This is a genomic window from Ramlibacter sp., assembly GCF_028291745.1.
Taxonomy (GTDB): Bacteria; Pseudomonadota; Gammaproteobacteria; order Burkholderiales; family Burkholderiaceae_C; genus Ramlibacter.
On record NZ_JAQGNQ010000068.1, the window covers coordinates 83,425 to 100,160 of the forward strand.

The 16,736-nt window shown below is 63.4% G+C and carries 16 protein-coding genes and 1 tRNA gene; all 17 read left to right on the plus strand.

All coding sequences use genetic code 11. The annotated features are described in order from the left end of the window. The first annotated feature begins 1 nt into the window (after nucleotide 1). The 17 genes from JWP60_RS12715 to JWP60_RS12795 all read left to right on the plus strand — a co-directional run bounded on the left by JWP60_RS12715 (nucleotide 2) and on the right by JWP60_RS12795 (nucleotide 16,729). Nucleotides 2-742 carry a phosphoadenylyl-sulfate reductase gene (locus tag JWP60_RS12715; protein ID WP_299791543.1) on the plus strand — a complete coding sequence of 247 codons (741 nt, stop codon included), beginning with the start codon at nucleotides 2-4 and terminating at the stop codon, nucleotides 740-742. Continuing rightward, the gene (gene cysD / locus JWP60_RS12720) at nucleotides 739-1,671 is read left to right on the plus strand and encodes a sulfate adenylyltransferase subunit CysD (RefSeq protein ID WP_299791546.1); all 933 of its coding nucleotides are present in this window, start codon (nucleotides 739-741) and stop codon (nucleotides 1,669-1,671) included. The genes JWP60_RS12715 and cysD overlap by 4 nt, the downstream gene beginning before the upstream one ends. Beyond that, nucleotides 1,671-3,002 carry a GTP-binding protein gene (locus tag JWP60_RS12725; RefSeq protein WP_299791549.1) on the plus strand — a complete coding sequence of 444 codons (1,332 nt, stop codon included), beginning with the start codon at nucleotides 1,671-1,673 and terminating at the stop codon, nucleotides 3,000-3,002. Before cysD ends, JWP60_RS12725 begins: the two co-directional genes overlap by 1 nt. Nucleotides 3,003-3,094: 92 nt before the next feature. Continuing rightward, nucleotides 3,095-3,424 (plus strand): ferredoxin FdxA, encoded by a 330-nt coding sequence (fdxA, locus tag JWP60_RS12730; protein WP_299791552.1) that lies wholly within the window; start codon nucleotides 3,095-3,097, stop codon nucleotides 3,422-3,424. Nucleotides 3,425-3,429: 5 nt separating this feature from the next. Further along, nucleotides 3,430-4,545 carry an NAD(P)/FAD-dependent oxidoreductase gene (locus JWP60_RS12735; protein ID WP_299791555.1) on the plus strand — a complete coding sequence of 372 codons (1,116 nt, stop codon included), beginning with the start codon at nucleotides 3,430-3,432 and terminating at the stop codon, nucleotides 4,543-4,545. A gap of 67 nt (nucleotides 4,546-4,612) precedes the next feature. Then, nucleotides 4,613-4,688 (plus strand) — tRNA-Asn (locus JWP60_RS12740). Between the two features lie 85 nt (nucleotides 4,689-4,773). Further along, complete coding sequence (locus JWP60_RS12745; protein ID WP_299791558.1) at nucleotides 4,774-7,170, plus strand: type I restriction-modification system subunit M; 2,397 nt, start codon at nucleotides 4,774-4,776, stop codon at nucleotides 7,168-7,170. A gap of 20 nt (nucleotides 7,171-7,190) precedes the next feature. Next, the gene (locus tag JWP60_RS12750) at nucleotides 7,191-8,501 is read left to right on the plus strand and encodes a restriction endonuclease subunit S (RefSeq protein WP_299791561.1); all 1,311 of its coding nucleotides are present in this window, start codon (nucleotides 7,191-7,193) and stop codon (nucleotides 8,499-8,501) included. Nucleotides 8,502-8,579: 78 nt separating this feature from the next. Continuing rightward, nucleotides 8,580-8,840 (plus strand): type II toxin-antitoxin system prevent-host-death family antitoxin, encoded by a 261-nt coding sequence (locus JWP60_RS12755; protein ID WP_299791564.1) that lies wholly within the window; start codon nucleotides 8,580-8,582, stop codon nucleotides 8,838-8,840. A gap of 11 nt (nucleotides 8,841-8,851) precedes the next feature. After that, nucleotides 8,852-9,265 (plus strand): type II toxin-antitoxin system VapC family toxin, encoded by a 414-nt coding sequence (locus tag JWP60_RS12760; protein ID WP_299791567.1) that lies wholly within the window; start codon nucleotides 8,852-8,854, stop codon nucleotides 9,263-9,265. Further along, nucleotides 9,262-12,438, plus strand: a complete 3,177-nt coding sequence (locus JWP60_RS12765; protein ID WP_299791570.1) for an HsdR family type I site-specific deoxyribonuclease — start codon at nucleotides 9,262-9,264, stop codon at nucleotides 12,436-12,438. Before JWP60_RS12760 ends, JWP60_RS12765 begins: the two co-directional genes overlap by 4 nt. Then, nucleotides 12,428-13,156: a SprT family zinc-dependent metalloprotease gene (locus JWP60_RS12770; RefSeq protein WP_299791573.1), complete on the plus strand. Its 729-nt coding sequence runs from the start codon at nucleotides 12,428-12,430 to the stop codon at nucleotides 13,154-13,156. Before JWP60_RS12765 ends, JWP60_RS12770 begins: the two co-directional genes overlap by 11 nt. 130 nt (nucleotides 13,157-13,286) lie before the next feature. Further along, nucleotides 13,287-14,378: a bifunctional DNA-binding transcriptional regulator/O6-methylguanine-DNA methyltransferase Ada gene (gene ada, locus JWP60_RS12775; RefSeq protein ID WP_299791576.1), complete on the plus strand. Its 1,092-nt coding sequence runs from the start codon at nucleotides 13,287-13,289 to the stop codon at nucleotides 14,376-14,378. Nucleotides 14,379-14,389: 11 nt separating this feature from the next. Beyond that, the gene (locus JWP60_RS12780) at nucleotides 14,390-15,106 is read left to right on the plus strand and encodes a 2OG-Fe(II) oxygenase (RefSeq protein ID WP_299791860.1); all 717 of its coding nucleotides are present in this window, start codon (nucleotides 14,390-14,392) and stop codon (nucleotides 15,104-15,106) included. Further along, entirely contained in the window at nucleotides 15,093-15,782 is a 690-nt protein-coding gene (alkB, locus tag JWP60_RS12785) for a DNA oxidative demethylase AlkB (protein WP_299791579.1), read from the plus strand. Before JWP60_RS12780 ends, alkB begins: the two co-directional genes overlap by 14 nt. Before the next feature lie 157 nt (nucleotides 15,783-15,939). Continuing rightward, entirely contained in the window at nucleotides 15,940-16,389 is a 450-nt protein-coding gene (locus JWP60_RS12790) for an ester cyclase (protein WP_299791582.1), read from the plus strand. A gap of 64 nt (nucleotides 16,390-16,453) precedes the next feature. Then, complete coding sequence (locus tag JWP60_RS12795; protein WP_299791585.1) at nucleotides 16,454-16,729, plus strand: hypothetical protein; 276 nt, start codon at nucleotides 16,454-16,456, stop codon at nucleotides 16,727-16,729. The last annotated feature ends 7 nt before the right edge of the window (nucleotides 16,730-16,736 follow it).

Consider the following 16,736-nt stretch of genomic DNA (forward strand, 5'->3'; position numbering starts at 1 on the left):
CATGAGCGCCATCGACCTGCACGCCCGCGCCTCGAAGGACTACGAGGCCAAGCTTGCCGAAACCCAGCAGCTCCTGGTGCGGGCGGCCGCGGAGTTCGCGCCGCTCAAGCAGGCCTCCAGCCTGGGCGCCGAGGACGTGGTGATCACGCACCTGATCAACGCGCTGGAGTTGCCGATCCCGGTGTTCGTGCTGGAAACCGGCGCGCTGCACCAGGAGACGCTGGACCTGCTGGAACGCACGCGGACGATGTCGCGCGCGCCGGTGGAGGTCTATCGGCCGGTGAACGAGCAGGTCATGCAGTTCGTGGCGCGCGAAGGCAAGGAAGCGATGTACCGCAGCATCGAACTGCGCAAGGCCTGCTGCGGCATCCGCAAGCTCGAGCCGCTGGCGCGTGCGCTGGCCGGCCAGAAGGCGTGGATCACCGGGCTGCGCCGCGAGCAATCGTCGGCCCGTGCGGAGGTTCCGCTGGTCGACACCAGCGAGCTGGCGCGGCCCGATGGCCGCACCAAGATCAATCCCCTGGCCAACTGGACCTGGGGCGACGTCTGGCACTACATCCAGGCCAATGGGGTCGACTACAACCCGCTGCACGACCAGTTCTTCCCGAGCATCGGCTGTGCTCCGTGCACGCGGGCGATCAGCCTGGGCGAGGACTTCCGCGCGGGCCGGTGGTGGTGGGAAGATGAGGCTGCCAAGGAATGCGGCCTGCACGTGAAGAACGAAGAGAAGGTCGTCGCATGAACGCCAGAACCGAGCCGCAGCTGCTGCGGTCCATCAGCAACAAGCACCTCGACGCGCTGGAAGAAGAAGCGATCTTCATCCTGCGCGAGGTGGCCGGCGCCTTCGAGCGGCCGACGCTGCTGTTCTCCGGCGGCAAGGATTCGCTGGTGCTGCTCAAGTGCGCCGAGAAAGCCTTCGGCACGGGGCGCATCCCTTATCCGCTGTTGATGATCGACACCGGCCACAACTTCCCCGAGGTCACCGCCTTCCGCGATTTCCGCGCAAAGCAGCTCGGGGCCGAACTGATCGTGCGCAGCGTCGAGGACTCGATGAAGCGCGGCACGGTGCGCCTGGCGCGCCCCGACGAGAGCCGCAATGCGCACCAGTCGGTGACGCTGCTCGAGGCGATCGAGGAATTCCGCTTCGACGCACTGATCGGTGGCGCCCGCCGCGACGAGGAAAAGGCGCGCGCCAAGGAGCGCATCTTTTCCCACCGCGACAGCTTCGGCCAGTGGCAACCCAAGGCGCAGCGGCCCGAGCTGTGGACGCTGTTCAACACGCGGCTGCACCCGGGCGAGCACTTCCGCGTGTTCCCGATCTCGAACTGGACCGAGCTGGACGTGTGGCAATACATCGAGCGCGAGCAAATCGAGCTGCCCGCCCTCTACTACGCGCACCAGCGCCAGGTGATCGAGCGCCGCGGCCTGCTGGTGCCCGTGACCGAACTGACCCCGCCGAAAGACGGTGAGCAGGTCGAAACGCGCACCGTGCGCTTTCGCACTGTCGGCGACATCACCTGCACCTGCCCGGTGGAGAGCGATGCGGCCGACGCCAGTGATGTCGTGGCCGAGACGCTGACCGTGGTGGTCAGCGAGCGCGGCGCCACGCGCATGGACGACAAGACCTCGGAGGCTTCGATGGAGAAGCGCAAGAAGGACGGGTATTTCTGATGGATGCTTCGATCAACGCCCTGCGCGATCGGCGAGATCCCGGCCTGCGCCGGGATGACGAAACGCGGGACGGCGGCGATCACGCCGCCGCCCTTCGTTTCATCACCTGCGGCAGCGTCGACGACGGCAAGAGCACGCTGATCGGCCGCCTGCTGGTGGACAGCCGCGCCGTGCTGCAGGACCAATTGGCCTCCGTCTCCCGCTCCGGCGAGACCGACCTGGCGCTGCTGACCGACGGCCTCTCCGCCGAGCGCGAACAGGGCATCACCATCGACGTGGCCTACCGCTACTTCGCCACGCCGGCGCGCAAGTTCATCATCGGCGATGCGCCCGGCCACGAGCAGTACACCCGGAACATGGTGACCGCCGCCTCCAGCGCCGATGCCGCCGTGGTGCTGGTCGATGCCACCAAGCTGAAGTGGCAGAACCCGGTGCTCGAACTGCTGCCGCAGACGCGCCGCCACACGCTGCTGTGCAACCTGCTGCGCGTGCCCGCCATCGTCTTCGCGGTGAACAAGCTCGACGCGGTGGAAGACGCGACGGTTGCGTTCACAAACATCCGCGCCGCGCTGCAGAAATTCACCGAAGCGGCTGGCATCCACGCCCGCGCCGTCGTGCCGATCTCCGCGCTCAAGGGCCACAACGTGGTCGAAGCCAAGGCGGGCTGGTGCGGCTATCGGGGCCCGGCTCTGCTGGCGCTGCTGGAACAACTCGACGTGACGCCGGCGGAGACCACCGAGGCCTTCGCCTTCCCGGTGCAGTGGGTCGAGAAATTCTCGTCCTCCTCGGACACCTCGCAAGGCCGCCGCGTGTTCTGGGGCCGTGTGGCCACGGGCAGCGTGCAGCCGGGGCAGGAAGTCACGGTGCTGCCCGGCGGGCAGATGGCCAAGGTGGCGCAGGTGCTCGATCACGCACGGCAACCCGCCAGCGTGGCGGCGCGCCACAGCGCCGGCATCGTGCTGGACCGCGAGGTGGACGTCTCGCGCGGCGACTGGCTGCTGGCGCCCGACGCCTTTGCGGCCTCGCGCGAGGTGTCGGCCACCATCGCCTGGCTCGACGACGAGCCGCTGGTGGCAGGCCGTGCCTATTGGGCGCTGCATGGCCACCGCTGGGTCAAGGCCAAGGTCAAGCGCATCGTGCACAGCCTGGATGTGAATACTCTTGCCGAACGCGATGCGGATCGCATCGAGGCCAACGGCATCGGCCACGTCGAACTGGCGCTGCAGGAACCCCTGGCCACGCTGCCCTATGCGCGCTCGCGGGCGCTGGGCGCGCTGGTGCTGGTGGACACGGCCAGCCACAAGACCGCAGGGGCGGTGCTGGTACGCTGAGGCAGGGCAAATCCCCCTTTTGGGACGGCCATCCGAGGCACGCGCACAAAACCAAATAAAATCGAGGGTTTCCCCCGCCCCACGAAGCCACAATGACCCACGTCGTCACCGAATCCTGTATCCGCTGCAAGTACACCGATTGCGTGGATGTCTGCCCTGTGGACTGCTTCCGCGAGGGGCCGAACTTCCTGGTGATCGACCCCGACGAGTGCATCGACTGCGCGGTCTGCATCCCGGAATGCCCGGTCAATGCGATCTACGCCGAGGAGGACGTACCCGCGGACCAGGTGTCGTTCATCAAGCTGAACACGGAGCTCTCCCACGCCCCGGGCTGGAAGAGCATCACCAAACGCAAGCCGGCCCTGCCGGATGCCGATGACTGGAAAGACAAGGAAGGCAAGCTGAAGGAGCTTGTCCGCTAGGAATCATGGAACCTCAACTGAACCAAGAAGTGATCAAGACCGCCGCCGCGCACGACGGCCCGATCGAGACCGACGCGGTCATCATCGGGGCGGGGCCCGTGGGCCTGTTCCAGGTGTTCGAACTCGGCCTGCTGGAGATCAAGGCGCATGTCATCGACTCGCTCGCCTATCCCGGTGGCCAGCCGATCGAGCTGTACCCGGACAAGCCGATCTATGACATCCCCGCGATCCCGGTGTGCACGGGCAAGGAACTGACGGACGCGCTGCTCAAGCAGATCGAGCCCTTCGGCGCCACCTTCCACCTGGGGCAGACGGTCACCGTGGTTCAGAAGCAGGAGGACGGCCGCTTCTTCGTCGAAACATCGAAGGGCACCAAGTTCCTGACCAAGACCATCTTCATCGCCGCCGGCGTGGGCGCCTTCGAGCCGCGCACGCTGAAGGTCGAGGGCCTTGCCAAGTTCGACGGCACCCAGCTGTTCTACCGCGTGCGCAACCCCGCCGACTTCGCCGGCAAGAACCTGCTGGTGGTGGGCGGCGGCGACTCCGCGCTCGACTGGTCGCTGAACTTCTGCGCGGGCAATGAAGACGGCAACCCGCACAAGGCCGAGAGCGTGATCCTGCTGCACCGCCGCGACGGCTTCCGTGCCGCCCCGGCATCGGTCGCGCGGATGCACGAGCTGTGCGATCAGATGGAGATGCAATTCGTGGTTGGCCAGGTGACCGGCTACGAAGAAAAGGACGGCCAGCTCACCGGCGCCAAGGTCACCGGCTCCGACGGCGTCACGCGCGTGGTGCCCGCCGACATGCTGCTGGTCTTCTTCGGCCTCTCACCCAAGCTCGGCCCGATCGCCGAGTGGGGCCTGGACATCGAGCGCAAGCAGCTGAAGGTGGACACCGAGAAGTTCGCGACCAGCGTGCCGGGCATCTTTGCGGTGGGCGACATCAACACCTATCCGGGCAAGAAGAAGCTGATCCTCTCGGGCTTCCACGAGTGCGCGCTGGCGGCGTTTGGCGCCGCGCCGATCATCTTCCCCGAGAAGGGCAAGATCCACCTGCAGTACACGACCACCAGCCCGAAGCTGCACAAGGTGCTGGGCGTGGAGACGCCGGTGTTCGACTGACGGTTTTCTGAAATCGCTGACGAGCTGCCGGAAAGGTGAAAAAACCACCTTATAATCGAAGGCTTGTTCCCCGATAGCTCAGTTGGTAGAGCGCCGGACTGTTAATCCGTAGGTCCCTGGTTCGAGCCCAGGTCGGGGAGCCAAAGAAAGACAAGAGTCAGCAGGTTTGCGCCTGCTGGCTTTTTTGCTTTCTGGCATCCACTGGTGCCAGCTTGCCGATGACCACCAATGGCCCTGAAGAAATCCGAACTCTATTCCTCCCTCTGGAAGTCCTGCGACGAACTGCGTGGCGGCATGGATGCGAGCCAGTACAAGGACTACGTGCTGGTCCTGCTGTTCGTCAAGTACGTCTCGGACAAGTACGCCGGCGACCGCAACGCGCTGCTGGAGATCCCCGCAGGCGGCAGCTTTGCCGACATGGTGAAGCTCAAGAACGACAAGGAGATCGGCGACAAGATCAACAAGCTGATTGGGCGGCTCGCCGATGCCAATGAAAGCCTGAAGGGCGCCATCAACGTCGCCGACTTCAATGACGAGGAGAAGTTGGGCAAGGGCAAGGAGATGGTGGACCGGCTCACCAAGCTGGTCGCCATCTTCGAAGGGCTGGACTTCGGCGGCAACCGCGCCGGCGGCGACGACCTGCTGGGCGATGCCTACGAGTACCTGATGCGGCACTTCGCCACCGAGTCGGGCAAGAGCAAGGGCCAGTTCTACACCCCCGCGGAAGTCTCCCGCACGATGGCGCTGGTGCTCGACCTGGGCAAGGCATCCAACGCGGGCCAGAGCATCTACGACCCCACCTGCGGCTCCGGCTCGCTACTGCTCAAAGCCCACGACGAAGCCAGGCACCGCACCGGGCTGGACCTGGCGCTGTATGGGCAGGAGATGGACAACGCCACCTCGGCGCTGGCGCGCATGAACATGGTGCTGCACGACTGCCCGACCGCCGAGATCTGGCAGGCCAACACCTTGTCCAGCCCGCACTTCAAGAACGCAAACGGCGGGCTGCGGACCTTCGACTTCATCGTCGCGAATCCGCCGTTCTCCACCAAGGCCTGGACCAGCGGCCTGGACCCCGCGAACGATCTGTACGACCGCTTCGAATACGGCACGCCGCCCGAGAAGAACGGCGACTACGCCTTTCTGCTGCACATGCTCAAGAGCCTCAAGAGCACCGGCAAGGCGGCGATCATCCTGCCGCACGGGGTGCTGTTCCGGGGCGGGGCAGAGGGCGCCATCCGCGCCCGCATCCTCAAGCACGGTTTCATCAAGGGCATCATCGGCCTGCCGCCAAACCTGTTCTACGGCACCGGCATCCCGGCCTGCATCATCGTGCTGGACAAGGAAGGCGTCGCCGGCCGCAAGGGCATCTTCATGGTGGACGCCAGCAGGGGCTTCATCAAGGACGGCAACAAGAACCGCCTGCGCGCGCAGGACATCCACAAGGTCGTGGACACCTTCACCCGGCAGATCGAAACACCGAAATACGCCCGCCTGGTGCCGCTGGCCGAGGTGCAGGCCCACGACTTCAACCTGAACCTTCCGCGCTACATCGACAGCACTGAAGCCGAAGACCTGCAAGACATCGCGGCGCATCTGCTGGGCGGCATTCCCAATGCAGATATTGATGGCTTGGCCGCTTACTGGCAGGTGTTCCCGAATGTGCGCAAGGACCTGTTCGCCGATGCAGACCGGCCCGGGTACTGCCAGCCGAAGGTGGAGGCTGCGCAGGTCAAGTCCGTTATCTTCGGCCACCCGGAATTCACGGCGTTCAACACGCGGGTGACAGCGCTGTTCGGGAAATGGGAAGTCGCCATCACGCCATCGCTCACCGGCATCCAGAAAGGCCAGCGGCCCAATGCGCTGATCGAAGACCTGTCGGAGAGCCTCCTTGCAGCCTTTCGCGCCGACGCCGCCATCGCATCACTGATCGACCCCTACGGCGTGTACCAGCACCTGATGGATTACTGGGCCGAAACGATGCAGGACGACGTCTGGATCATCGCGAGTGACGGCTGGCGGGCCGTGCAGGATGGCAAGCCGAACAAGGACCTGATTCCGCCGGCGTTGATCGTGGCACGCTACTTCGCCAAGGAGCAAAGGGCCATCGAGCAATTGGAAGCCGATCGCGACGCACTGACGCGCGAGATGGAGGAACTGGAAGAGGAGCATGGCGGCGAAGAAGGGCTGCTGGCCGACGCGCGCAATGACAAGGGTAAGCTGACGAAGGCGAGTGCCAAGGTGAGGCTCGCGGAGATCAAGCGAGAGAAGAACGCGGCCGAGGAACGCAAGCTGCTGGAAACGTATGCCGATCTGGCGGACCGCGAGGCCACCGCCAGCAAAGGCGTGAAGGACACTGTCAAGGCGATCGAGGCGAAGGTGTCGGCGAAGTACAGCGAACTCGACCAACAGGACATCAAGCAGTTGGTGGTGCACGACAAGTGGCTAGCCGCCGTCGCACAACAAGTACACGGCGAACTGGACCGCGTCAGTCAGACCCTCACTGGCCGAATGAAGCAGTTGGCTGAGCGCTACGCGACGCCGCTCCCGCAATTCAGCGCCGAGTTGGAAGCACTGTCGGCCCGGGTGGAAGGGCATTTGAAGAAGATGGGGTTCGCGTGGTAATAGCGGGCCTGAATGCGTCAGTGGCATCACTCAGCGGCAAATCGCACGTGAGCGCGGCAATGTCTGAGGGATTCCAGAAGAGCGCCGTAGGGGTGGTTCCTGCCGATTGGGAAGTGAAACCGTTGGGTAACGTATTCACCCTTAAACATGGCTTCGCATTCAGCAGCGAGCATTTTTCTGCTTCTGGACCGATAGTTCTCACGCCTGGCAATTTTCGGCTCGACGGGGGCCTGTATTTCGAACCGCGAAACACGAAGCGGTACGCCGGCAACTATTCATTGGCGACGAGGTTTCGTAAGGGCGACCTGCTGATCGTTATGACGGATTTGACGCCGGGATGCCATCTACTCGGCAAGCCCGCTTTTATTGAGAGCGACGAAGCGATTCTCCACAATCAGCGTATTGGCAAAGTCGAATTAAAGGCCAAGAGCATCGATCTTCGATTCTTGTATTTCACCCTTCTTTCAGGGCAATACCTACATCGGATCAGAGAGAAAGCGACTGGCTCCACGGTCCGTCACACCTCAAGCAAGAGCATCTATAGCATTCAGATTGCTTGGCCGACGTTCCCCGAACAATGCGCCATCGCTGCTGCGCTCTCGGATGTGGATGCCTTGCTGGCCGAGCTAGATGCGCTTATCGCCAAGAAGCGCGACCTCAAACAGGCCGCCATGCAGCAACTCCTCACGGGCCAGACCCGCCTGCCGGGGTTTAGCCGGAAGTGGGAGGTGAAGCGGTTGGGGGACGTTGCAACTTTCCACAAAGGAAAGGGCCTCCCAAAAAGCGCCCTCTTCGCTTCAGGCGTAGATCCATGCATCCATTACGGCGAGCTGTTCACACGATATCGAGAAACGATTGGGGCGATCATAAGCCGTACAAACGGTTTAGGAGACTCGTTTCGCTCACTTTCGAACGACGTATTGATGCCGACATCGGACGTCACGCCAAGGGGCTTGGCCAAGGCGAGCTGCGTCCCATTCGACAACGTAATTCTTGGAGGCGACATCCTTGTCATTCGCGCGGATAAACAGCGCCTCGATGGATCTTTCTTGAGTTACGTCATTCGCCGCGAAGAGCATCAAGTGCTCCAACTGGTTTCTGGTTCAACGGTCTTTCATCTCTATGGCTCCGACATGAAGAAGTTCAGTTTTTCCATGCCGCCGATCACCGAGCAAGCCGCCATCGGAACCGTTCTCTCAGACATGGACGCTGAACTCACCGCCCTCGAAGGGCGCCGCGACAAGACGCGTGCCCTGAAGCAAGGGATGATGCAGGAACTGCTGACAGGGCGGATTCGACTGATCGATGGGACTGAACTGAGCCCTCATTGACACGCGTTTTTCAATGTCATAACATACAAACATTGAAGCCGAACGCCTGCCCGCGCAGGCCGGACGCGGGAGAAAAGAATGCCTGTTCACACCTTTTCCAGCCGGGACTTCACGCGCGACGTGGGCGCAGCCAAGCGCGCTGCCGCCAAGGGGCCGGTGTTCATTACCGACCGCGGCCGCCCCGCCTTTGCATTGCTGAAGATCGAGGACTACTACGAGCTGGCAGGCCAGCACGAAGGTTCCTTGCTGGAGGCCATGGATGCCATTCCAGGCGGGTCAGGCATTGAGTTCGAAGCGCCGCTCCTAGGGGCTCGCTTCCGGGCCGCCGATCTGGATTGACTCGCGCAGCGATGTACGTCCTCGACACCAATGTGATTTCGGAGTTGCGCCACGGCAAGCCCAATCAATCTCCTGCGGTGCGAGCGTGGGCCGCAAGCTTGCCAACCAGCCAGTTCTTTCTCTCGGCCATCAGCATTCTCGAGTTGGAAAAAGGCGTGATGGCGCTGGAGCGAAAGACGCCGCCGCAAGGCCAGGCGCTACGGGTCTGGTTGACCGGCGTCCGGGCTACTTTTGCCGGCCGCATCCTGCCGTTCACCGACAGCACTGCAACCCTGTGCGCAGCCATGCACGTGCCCAAGCCGCGCCCGGACCGGGACGCGATGATCGCCGCTACGGCCCTGGAGCACGGGATGGCAGTGGTGACGCGCAACGTGACCGACTTCGCCGGCACGGGCGTGCAACTGATGAACCCATTTAGTCCATGAGCAATGTCGGCCAGATCGAAAAGCGCACCCAGGACCGGATCGTCGCGCTGCTGCGTGACCGCCTGCGCTATGACCATCTGGGCAACTGGATAGCTCGCGCCGACAACCGCAACATCGAGCCTGCGCTCGTGCGGGCCTGGCTTCTCAAGCAGCGCGTGAGTGAACTGCTGGTCAGCCGCGCGCTGCATGAACTGCAGAAAGTCTCAGGGGACGCTAGCAAGAGCCTGTACGACCGCAACGCCGAGGTTTATCGGCTCCTGCGTTACGGCGTCCACGTCAAGCCGGAGATCGGCGAGAACACGGTCACCGTCTGGTTGATCGATTGGGCGCAGCCTCAGGCCAATCATTTCGCCTTCGCCGAAGAAGTCACGGTGAATGCCGCGAATGCGAAGGCCTCCGGCAAGCGGCCGGACATCGTTCTGTATGTCAATGGCATGGCGCTCGGTGTCCTGGAGCTCAAGCGCTCCACCGTGTCAGTCGCTGAAGGCATTCGCCAGAACCTGGACAACCAGAAGAAGGAGTTCATCGAGCCCTTCTTCTCCACCATGCAGTGGGTGATGGCGGGCAACGACACGGAGGGCCTGCGCTACGGCACGACCGAAACCAAGGAGAAGTACTACCTCAAGTGGGTCGAGGACTCCGGCGAGTTCGCTGCCGAGCCCAACCTGCTGGACCGCCACGTACTTCAGGTCTGCCAGCCGGTGCGCCTGCTGGAATTGATCCACGACTTCGTCGTGTTCGATGCCGGCACCAAGAAGCTGTGCCGGCAGAACCAGTACTTCGGCGTGAAGGCAGCGCAGGAGTTCGTTGCGCGGCGCGAGGGGGGCGTCATCTGGCACACCCAGGGCAGCGGCAAGAGCCTGACCATGGTGTGGCTGGCCAAGTGGATCCTGGCCAACCGCACCGGGGCGCGGGTGCTGATCATCACCGACCGCACCGAGCTGGACGAGCAGATCGAGAAGGTGTTCACGGGCGTCAGCGAGACGATCTACAGGACCCGGAGCGGTGCCGACCTGATCGACAAGCTGAATCGCACGGACGAGTCCCTGCTCTGTTCGCTGGTGCACAAGTTCGGCGGCAAGGACGCTGACGACGGCGACGATGACCAGGGCGCCAAGGAGTTCATCGAGTCGCTGAAGCGGCTGCCGCCCGACTTCAAGGCCAAGGGCGATCTCCACGTGTTCGTGGACGAGTGCCACCGCACCCAGAGCGGTGACATGCACGAGGCGATGAAGGTGTTGCTGCCCAATGCGGTGTTCATCGGCTTTACCGGTACCCCATTGCTCAAGGCCGACAAGCGCAAGAGCATTGAGATCTTCGGGCGCTACATCCACACCTACAAATTCGACCAGGCGGTGCGCGAAGGCGTGGTGCTGGACCTGCGCTACGAGGCGCGCGACGTGGACCAGTCCATCACTTCGCAAAAGAAGATCGACGAGTGGTTCGAGGTCAAGACCAAGGGATTGAACGACCTCGCCAAGGCCCAGCTCAAGCAGAAGTGGGGGACCATGCAGCGAGTGCTCTCCAGCAAGTCGCGGCTGCAGAAGATCGTCGCCGACGTCATGATGGACATGAACACGAAGGCGCGCTTGGCAGACGGTCACGGCAATGCGATGCTGGTGGCCGGCAGCATCTACGAGGCCTGCAAGTACTTCGAACTGTTCGACCAGACGGAACTGAAGGGCAAGTGCGCCGTTGTCAGCAGCTATGTGCCCAAGGTGGCGGACACCAAGGGCGAGACGACTGGCGAGGGCGAGACCGACAACCTCGCCAAGTACGGCGTGTACCGCAAGATGCTGGCGGACTGGTTCCACGAGCCCGCGGAGTCCGCGATGGGCAAGGCCGAAAAGTTCGAGCTGGCTGTCAAGAAGAAGTTCGTCGACGAGCCGGGGCAGATGAAGTTGCTGATCGTGGTCGACAAGCTGCTCACCGGCTTCGACGCGCCGTCGGCCACCTACCTCTACATCGACAAACAGATGCGCGATCATGGGCTGTTCCAGGCCATCTGCCGCGTCAACCGGCTCGACGGCGAGGACAAGGAATACGGCTACATCGTCGACTACAAGGACCTGTTCAAGAGCCTCGAAGGTGCAGTCAATGACTACACCAGCGGCGCGCTCGATGGCTACGACAAGGAAGACGTCAAGGGCCTGCTGGAAGACCGCATCGAGAAAGCTCGCGAGGATCTGGAGGAGGCGCGCGAAGCGGTGAAGGCCTTGTGCGAGCCTGTTCTTCCTCCGCACGATTCGGCAGCGTATCTGACCTACTTCTGCGCCAGCGACTCTGGCAATGCGGCCCAGCTCAAGGACAACGAGCCCAAACGCCTGAAGCTGTACAAGTTCACCGCCACGCTGTTGCGTGCATATGCTGCACTGGCCAGTGAGCTTGCCGAAGCGGGCTATACGCCAGCGCAAATCGAGCAGATCAAGGGCGAGGTGGACCACTTCACGAAGGTGCGCGATGAAGTCAAGCTCGCCAGCGGCGACTACATCGACCTGAAGGCCTACGAGCCGGCGATGCGGTACCTGATCGACACGTATATCAGGGCCGAGGAGAGCGAGAAGATTTCCGCCTTCGACGACATGAGCCTGATTCAACTGATCGTCGAGCGCGGCCCGGCGGCGGTGGACTCGCTGCCGGGCGGGATCCGCAAGAACGAGCAGGCCGTTGCCGAGACCATCGAGAACAACGTACGCCGACTGATCGTCAACGAGTCACCTGTCGATCCGGCCTACTACGACAAGATGTCGAAACTGCTCGACGCTCTGATCGAGCAACGCCGAAAGGGCGTTGTCAGCTACAAGGAATATCTGGAGAAGATCGCGGCGCTGACCGTCCAGGCGACGCAGCCGGGAGGCGGGCCCGGTGGGTATCCGGCGCAAGTGACCTCTGCGGCGCAACGCGCGTTGTACAACAACCTGGGCCAGAACGCTGCCTTGGCCATGAAGGTGGACGCTGCAGTGAAGGCGAGCCTTCAGGCTGGCTGGCGGGAAAGCGCAATGAAGACGAAGCGGGTGCGGCTGGCGATCCGCTTCGCCCTTGGGACGGACATGCCGGCGGACCTGCATCAGGGCGCGCATGATCCAGGCAACGCGCCCTCGCCCCCGCCGCTGGACCTCGAGACCGAAACGGACCGCATCCTGGCGCTGGTGAAAAACCAGAATGACTACTAGCGCTCGGCGCATCACGGTCAGCGGTATCGCCGTCGAAGTGGTGCGCAAGGACATCAAGAACCTTCATCTCGGCGTATATCCGCCGGCCGGTCGCGTCCGGGTTGCTGCTCCGATCGCGATCAGCGACGACGCGGTCCGCCTGGCTGTCATCGAGAAGCTCGCGTGGATCAAGCGGCAGCGCGTGCTCTTTGCCGGGCAGCCACGCCAATCACCGCGCGAGATGGTCAGCGGCGAAAGCCACTACTTCATGGGGCGGCGTTACCGGCTGCGGGTGCACGAGCAGGACGGGCCACAGCGGGTTGCGATTCGCGGTCTTCGCATGCTCGACCTTTTCGTGCGTCCGGGTGCAACGATCGAGCAACGAGAGGATGTTCTCCTGCGTTGGTATCGCGAACAGCTCAAGGCACTGATCCCGCCCTTGCTGGAGAAATGGCAGCCCGTGATGCGAGTACGGGTCCGCGATTGGGGCGTCAAGAGGATGAAGACCAAATGGGGCACCTGCAGCATCGACGCGGGACGCATCTGGGTGAACCTGGAACTTGCCAAGAAGCCCATGCGGTGCCTGGAATACATCGTCGTGCATGAAATGGTGCATCTCTTGGAGCGAAACCACGGGGACCAGTTCGCCCGCCTCATGGATCGGCTTCTTCCGGACTGGTCAACCCGCCGTGCAGAACTGCAGCGGTCCGTTTTGGGTTCCGAGAATTGGGACTACTGAAGCACTTTGCCTCGGCGCCGCGATAGCGCAAACTGCACTTCGTTGCCTCTCGATTCAAAAGCAAGACCCGGAGTGCGCCGTACGATGTCTTTCATGACACTGGGTAGATCCCCACTTCAAGCAGCCCATCATGAACGCGCACACCTCCGACATCACGCTGGATCCACGCTGGGCGCGAGTCGCGGCACGTGACAAGACCGCCGATGGCGCGTTCTGGTATTCGGTCGCCACGACGGGTGTCTACTGCCGGCCCTCGTGCCCGTCTCGCCTCCCAAATCCGAGAAACGTGCAATTGCATGACAGCGTTGCCGCCGCCGAGGCCGCGGGCTTTCGGGCCTGCCGCCGCTGCAACCCGGGTGGGATCTCCATCGATGCGGCGAACACGGCCATCGTGACGAAGGCCTGCAGGCTCCTCGACGAAGCGACCGAGCCGCTCTCGCTGGCGCAACTCGCAGACTCCGTGGAGCTCAGTCCCCACTACTTCCATCGCCTTTTCAAGAAGATCACCGGCCTGACGCCAAAGGCCTATGCGGCAGCCGGCCGTTCGGCGCGATTGCGAGCGGGCCTGCCCAAGGCGACTACGGTCACCGCAGCGTTCCACGAAGCAGGGTTCGGGTCGAACGGCCGCTTTTACGAAGCCTCCTCGGGTGTACTCGGCATGAGCCCGACCCGATACCGGTCCGGCGGCGCGCACGAGGTGCTGACCTTTGCCGTCGGCCAATGCTCCCTCGGGGCCATCCTTGTTGCATCCAGCGGCAAGGGCGTTGCCGCAATCTTGCTGGGCGACGATCCGGGCGGGCTGGTGCGCGATCTCGAGGACCGGTTTCCCAAGGCGCAACTCGTTGGCGCAGACGCCGCATACGAGCAGCTGGTGGCGCAGGTGGTGGGACTCGTGGAAGCTCCTGCGCGCGGGCTCGCCTTGCCTCTGGATGTGCGGGGCACAGCGTTTCAGCAGCGTGTCTGGCTGGCGCTGCGTGCCATCCCCGCCGGTGAAACAGCGACTTACTCGAGCATCGCGGAGAAGATCGGATCGCCGCAGTCCGTGCGCGCAGTCGCCGGAGCCTGTGCTGCCAACGCGATCGCAGTAGCCATCCCCTGCCATCGGGTCGTGCGACAGGACGGCGGGCTCTCCGGCTATCGCTGGGGTGTGGAGCGAAAGCGTGAATTGCTCGCTCGCGAGTCGAACGAACGCGAAGATCGCTATCAGGAGAAGGCGGCGTGAGGCGGGACGACCTGCCAGGCGACGACGTCACTGCGCGCATCCACCGCATCGATGTCGCCGCCCTGGAAAACGATCTCGAAGCGCAGGGCTGGTCCGTGCTGCGCGGCCTCCTCAAAGGGCCAGAGTGCGATGACATCGCTTGCCTCTATGACCAGGAAGCGGGGTTCCGCAGCCATGTCGTCATGGCGCGCCACGGATTCGGGCGGGGTGAGTACCGATACTTTTCCTACCCGCTGCCGCCGCTGGTCCAGCACCTGCGAAAGCTGTTGTATCCGCAGCTCGCACCCATCGCCAACCAGTGGCACGCGCGCATGGGAATGGCGGCGCGCTTCCCCGCCGCACATGACGAATTCATCGCGCGATGCGCTGCATCCGGCCAGTGCCGGCCGACGCCTTTGCTGCTGAACTACGGTGCCGGTGACTACAACTGCCTGCACCAGGACCTCTACGGCGAGCAGGTCTTTCCACTGCAGGTGGCGGTGCTGCTCTCCGGGCCTGGGGCGGACTTCACCGGCGGCGAGTTCGTGTTGACGGAGCAACGCCCGCGCATGCAGACACGCGCCGCGGTGGTCCCCCTGACGAAGGGCGATGCCGTCGTCTTCGCGGTCAACAGCCGGCCAGTGCATGGCACGCGCGGTGACTATCGCGTGAAGCTGCGCCACGGTGTCAGCAAGATCATCGCAGGGCATCGGCGCACGCTCGGCATCATCTTCCATGACGCGAGTTGAGATGCCCGTTCAGCAGACCCTGTTCGACACGGCCGACCCGTCGACCGCTGGCGTCGAGGCCATCGAACTCGAATCCGGCGCGACCATCCTGCGCGGTTTTGCGCTCGAAGACGCAGCCGCTTTGCTGGTTGCGATCGAGCGTATCGCAGACGCTGCGCCGTTGCGTCACATGACGACTGCCCGAGGGTGGCGGATGTCGGTCGCGACGACGAACTGCGGGGATGCTGGGTGGTTGAGCGATCGCAGTGGGTATCGCTACGACGCAATCGATCCTGAGACAGGCCGGCAATGGCCTGCACTGCCCGAACTTTTTGCCGACCTTGCCGCCCGCGCCGCCCGGGAGGCGGGCTTTGCGCACTTCGAACCTGATGCCTGCCTCGTCAATCGGTATGCGCCTGGTGCTCGGCTGGCGCTTCATCAGGATCGGAACGAACTGGACTTCGACGCACCGATCGTGTCGGTTTCGCTGGGTGTGCCGGCGACGTTTCTGTGGGGCGGCGCAACGCGCGCGGATCGGCCGCGCCGAGTCCGCGTCGAACATGGAGACATCGTCGTCTGGGGCGGCCCTGCCCGCCTGAACTTCCATGGCGTCGACACGCTGCGCGAGAGCTATCACGCGCTTACCGGCAGCGTGCGCTTCAACCTGACGTTTCGGCGCGCGCTCTTGCGGCGTTGAGGAAGCTCGCGCCCGATCAAGGCGCGACCACGCCATAGCCATTCGAGGTCAAGAAACGGAGCGTTCTCCAGGAGCTTGACCACTAATCTGCGGCAGACGGATGCACGAACTGCTTCCTCTCTCGGACCACTCCGCGTCAACGCAGAAAGAACATCTCATGTCCACCGCCAACAACAAGGCCATCGTCGGCCGATGGTTCACCAACTTCTGGGGCAAGACCTGCGATCTCGGCATCGTCGATGAGATCGCTGCGCCCGACATGCTCTTGCACTATTCGCTGCACGAGCCGCGCCGCGGTCGCGAGGACATCAAGGCCTTCATGGCGGCCTTCCGCAAGGCCTTTCCCGATCTCCACTTCTGGGGCGCTGCCGATCTCATTGGCGAAGGTGACTACGTGGTCGGCCGTTGGGAAGGTGGTGGAACGCACACCGGACCGGCATTCGACGACTTCCTGGTGGGAGGCCTGCCGGCAGCATCAGGTCGGCGGATGCACTTCACTGGCACCACAGTGCTGCGTCTCAACGACGGCAAGATCGTCGAAGAGATCGGCCTGGACGATGGCGTCAAGGCGCTCACCCAGCTAGGCCTTGTCAAGACCAAGGCCTGACCGCGAGGGGCCGTGCTCCGTGCTCGCGGAGGAGGGCCTCTGTCACTTTCACCAGGAGCTTGTCATGTTGTCGATCGACGTGATCCCGACCTGTGCCTATGCGGACCTCGGCGAGGCATGGGTTCGGTATCAATCCGCCCGCATCGAGCAGAGGAATCTTCAGCTCGGTCGCCACTTCCGTCTGGACTTGAATGCGCTCCTGCGCCGACTCGCCATTGCAGTTCGGGCGACGCGGATGATCGAGCCGCTGGAGCCGCGCGGACCGGCATCGGCCGACCATGCGCGACCCGCCTCGATCGAAGCCGTTGGCCACTGCGTCGAGGCTGCATGTGCATCGTAAATGCGCC